The sequence below is a fragment of the Acrocarpospora pleiomorpha genome (genome assembly GCF_009687885.1).
Taxonomy (GTDB): Bacteria; Actinomycetota; Actinomycetes; order Streptosporangiales; family Streptosporangiaceae; genus Acrocarpospora; species Acrocarpospora pleiomorpha.
On the sequence record NZ_BLAF01000141.1, the window covers coordinates 1 to 3,880 of the forward strand.

Annotated in this window: 4 protein-coding genes; all 4 read left to right on the top strand. The window is 69.3% G+C overall.

The genetic code is table 11. From position 1 onward, the window contains the following. Window positions 1-507 (top strand): adenosylcobinamide-GDP ribazoletransferase (locus Aple_RS51585; protein ID WP_155352149.1); only part of this gene is annotated, 507 nt, incomplete at its 5' end. Between the two features lie 78 nt (window positions 508-585). Continuing rightward, the gene (locus tag Aple_RS51590) at window positions 586-2,070 is read left to right on the top strand and encodes a leucyl aminopeptidase (protein ID WP_155352150.1); all 1,485 of its coding nucleotides are present in this window, start codon (window positions 586-588) and stop codon (window positions 2,068-2,070) included. Window positions 2,071-2,154: 84 nt separating this feature from the next. Then, a complete protein-coding gene (gene lpdA / locus Aple_RS51595) occupies window positions 2,155-3,534 on the top strand; it encodes a dihydrolipoyl dehydrogenase (protein WP_155352151.1) in 1,380 nt (459 codons plus the stop codon). 25 nt (window positions 3,535-3,559) lie between these two features. Then, on the top strand, window positions 3,560-3,880 hold a 321-nt coding region (locus Aple_RS51600), incomplete at its 3' end, for a biotin/lipoyl-containing protein (protein ID WP_308805557.1).

Genomic DNA, 3,880 nt, shown 5'->3' on the forward strand with positions numbered 1-3,880 from the left:
GATCTTGCGGATGGGCTGGGGAGCGGGAAGGAGGGGGCGGGGGCGCTTGAGGTGATGAAGCGGTCGGATATTGGGCCGTTCGGGGTGGTTGCTCTGGTTTTGAATGTGTTGCTTCAGGTGGGGGCGCTGGCACAGTTGGGGTCGCGGGAGGGGGCGATGGTGCTGGGGGTGGCGTGTGTCGCGGGGCGGCTGGCGGTGACGTGGGCGTGCCGCGAGGGGGTGCCGTCAGCTCGGAAGGATGGGTTGGGGGCGTTGGTCGCGGGGACGGTAGGGTGGTTAGGGGCGATGACCGCAACGGCATTTACTGTCGGGCTGACTTTTCTAGCCATGTCACGAGATAGCTGGATTTATCTCCTCATCGCGGTCGGCTTAGGGCTGATCGCGGCGTGGGAAGTCCGGCGACGGGCGGTGCGCCGGTTGGGTGGCATCACCGGTGACGTGCTCGGATCCCTCGTCGAGGTGACCACCACGACCGTCCTGGTGACCGCCGCGGCCCTGCTTACCTGATCTTTGACAGCCCCAGAATGATTGGTAGGACGAACCCTCGTTTATGCGTACCGTGAAAGCCCAGCTAGCATCGGCCCAGTGACCACAGTGCGCGTCAATGCATCTGCCACGGTCTCCATCGAGACCAGTGCTCTCGTTATCGGCATCCACGCTTCCCCGGACGGTCCACAGACCGCTCCCGGTGCCGACGATCTCGATCAGGCGCTCGGCGGACAGCTCGCCGCCACCCTGATCGCGATGGGTTTCACCGGCAAGGCCGAGGAGATCGCCAAGTTCCCCACCTTCGGCGCCCTGCCCGCGCCCATCGTCGTCGCGGTCGGCCTGGGCGACGCCCCCGAGGGCGACTACAAGGCCGAGACGCTCCGCCGGGCCGCGGGCGCCGCCGTGCGCTCCCTGGCCGGCACCCCGGACGTGACCTTCGCGCTGCCCGCCCCCACCGCCACCGAGGCGGAGGCGATCGCCCTGGGCGCCCTGCTCGGCGCGTACGGCTTCAGTAAGTATCAGACCAACGGCCAGCGTAAGGCCCCGGTCGGCGAGGTGGTCGTGCTGACCCGGGCCGAGGGCGCCGAGGCGGCCGCGCAGCGGGCGGCCACCCTGGCCGAGGCGGTGAACCTGGTCCGCGACCTGGTGAACACCCCGCCGTCGGACCTGTGGCCGGCCAAGCTGGCCGAGATCGCCGAGGAGACCGCGGGCAAGGCGGGCCTGTCCGTCGACATCCTTGACGAGATCGCCCTCAAGGACGCGGGCTACGGCGGCATCGTCGGCGTCGGCCAGGGCTCCACGAACCCGCCCCGGCTGGTCCGCGCGGCATACGCGCACCCGGAGGCCGACAAGACGATCGCGTTCGTCGGCAAAGGCATCACGTTCGACTCCGGCGGCCTGTCGCTCAAGCCCGCCGCCAGCATGGACTGGATGAAGTCCGACATGGGCGGCGCGGCCGCGGTGCTCGGCGCGCTGCTGGCGGTGGCCAGGCTCGGCCTGAAGGTCAACGTGATCGGCTACCTGTGCCTGGCCGAGAACATGCCGTCCGGCACCGCCCAGCGGCCCTCCGACGTGCTGCACACCTACAGCGGCAAGACCGTCGAGGTGCTGGACACCGACGCCGAGGGCCGGCTGGTGCTGATCGACGGCATCGCCCGCGCGGCCGAGGACGCCCCGGATCTGATCATCGACGTGGCCACCCTGACCGGTGGGCAGATCATCGCGCTCGGCTGGCGTACCTGCGCGGTCATGTCCAACGACGACGAGTTGCGCGCCGAGATCGTCGAGGTGGCCCAGGCCCAGGGGGAGGGGGCCTGGGGCATGCCGCTCCCGGAGGAGCTGCGCAAGGGCCTCGACTCGCCGATCGCCGACATCGCGAACCTGAACCCGGAACGCTGGGGCGGCATGCTCGCGGCCGGGATCTTCCTGCGCGAGTTCGTTCCTGACGGCGTCCGCTGGGCACATGTGGACATGGCGGGTCCGGCCTTCAACAAGGGCGAACCTCATGGTTACACGCCGAAGGGCGGAACAGGCGCCCTCACGCGTACGTTGTTCGGGATCGCGGAGCGATACGCGCGTTAGCGCCCGCGTCTGAACCACGATCTTCAGTGACAAGTGAAAAGATGCCGTCACAACGGCACGTGAAAATCATTAGGGAGCTTTCCAGTGGCTGATGGCAGCGGCCCCTTCGACATTGTCGTCCTAGGTGGCGGTAGCGGCGGTTACGCCTGTGCCCTGCGGGCGGCCGAGCTCGGCAAGAGCGTGGCGCTGATCGAGAAGGGGAAGGTCGGCGGCACCTGCCTGCACAACGGGTGCATTCCCACGAAGGCGCTGCTGCACGCGGCGGAGCTGGCCGACCAGGCCCGTGAGGGTGAGGCGTTCGGAGTCAAGACCCGGTTCGACGGGATCGACGTGCCGGGCGTCCTCGCGTACAAGGACAAGGTGATCAACGGGCTCTGGAAGGGCCTGACCGGGTTGATCAAGAGCAAGAAGATCACCGTGATCGAGGGCGAGGGCCGGGTCACCGGGCCGAACCAGGTCACCGTGGACGGGCAGGTCTACGAGGGCAGGAACCTGGTGCTGGCCACCGGGTCCGCGGCCAAGTCGCTGCCCGGCCTGGACATCGACGGCAGCAAGGTCATCACCAGCGACCACGCTCTGGTGCTGGACCGGGTGCCCACCTCCGTGGTGGTCCTCGGCGGCGGCGTCATCGGCGTCGAGTTCGCCAGCGTGTGGCGCTCCTTCGGCGCCGAGGTGACGATCGTGGAGGCGCTGCCCCACCTGCTCCCGCTGGAGGACGAGGCCAACTCCAAGCTCTTGGAGCGTGCCTTCCGGCGGCGCGGCATCAAGTACGAGCTCGGCGCGCGCTTCGACAGCGTGAAGACCACCGACACCGGCGTGGTGGTCTCCCTGGAGAACGGCAAGACGCTGGACGCGGAGCTGCTCCTGGTGGCGGTCGGCCGCGGCCCGGTCTCCGCCGGTCTGGGCTTCGAGACCGCCGGGGTGACCCTGGACCGCGGCTACGTCCTGGTGGACGAGCTCTGCCGGACCGGCGTCCCGGGGGTGTACGCGGTGGGCGACCTGATCCCGACCCCGCAGCTGGCCCACGTCGGCTTCGCCGAGGGCATCCTGGTGGCCGAGCAGATCGCCGGCCTGAACCCGGTGGCGATCGACTACGACGGCGTGCCCCGGATCACCTACAGCGAGCCCGAGGTCGCCGCGGTGGGCATCAGTTCCGCGCAGGCGCGTGAACGCGGCTTCGACGTGGTAGAGCTGACGTACAACCTGGCCGGGAACGGGCGGAGCAAGATCCTGCAGACCCAGGGCGAGGTCAAGGTCGTGGCCGAGCGCGACGGCCGGGTCCTCGGCGTGCACATGGTCGGCGGCCGCGTCGGCGAGCTCATCGCGGAGGCCCAGCTGATCTACAACTGGGAGGCGACGCCGAGTGATGTGGCCCAGCTGATCCATCCGCATCCGACCCAGTCGGAGGCTCTCGGCGAGGCCATGCTGGCCCTGGCCGGCAAGCCGCTGCACGTCCACAACTGACAAGCCCTCATAGGAAAGACTCATCATGCCTGTCTCCGTAACCATGCCCCAGCTCGGCGAGAGCGTTACCGAGGGCACAGTCACCCGCTGGCTGAAGAAGGAGGGCGACCACGTCGAGGCCGACGAGCCGCTGCTCGAAGTCTCGACCGACAAGGTCGACACCGAGATCCCCTCGCCGTCCGCGGGGTTCCTGACGAAGATCGTCGTGGCCGAGGACGAGACGGTGGAGGTCGGCGCCGAGCTGGCGGTCATCGACTCCGCCGCCGGTGGCGCGCCCGCCGCCGAGGCCCCGGTGGCGGCTCCCGAGCCGCTGCCCGAGCCGGAACCGCAGCCCGCGCCCCAGGTC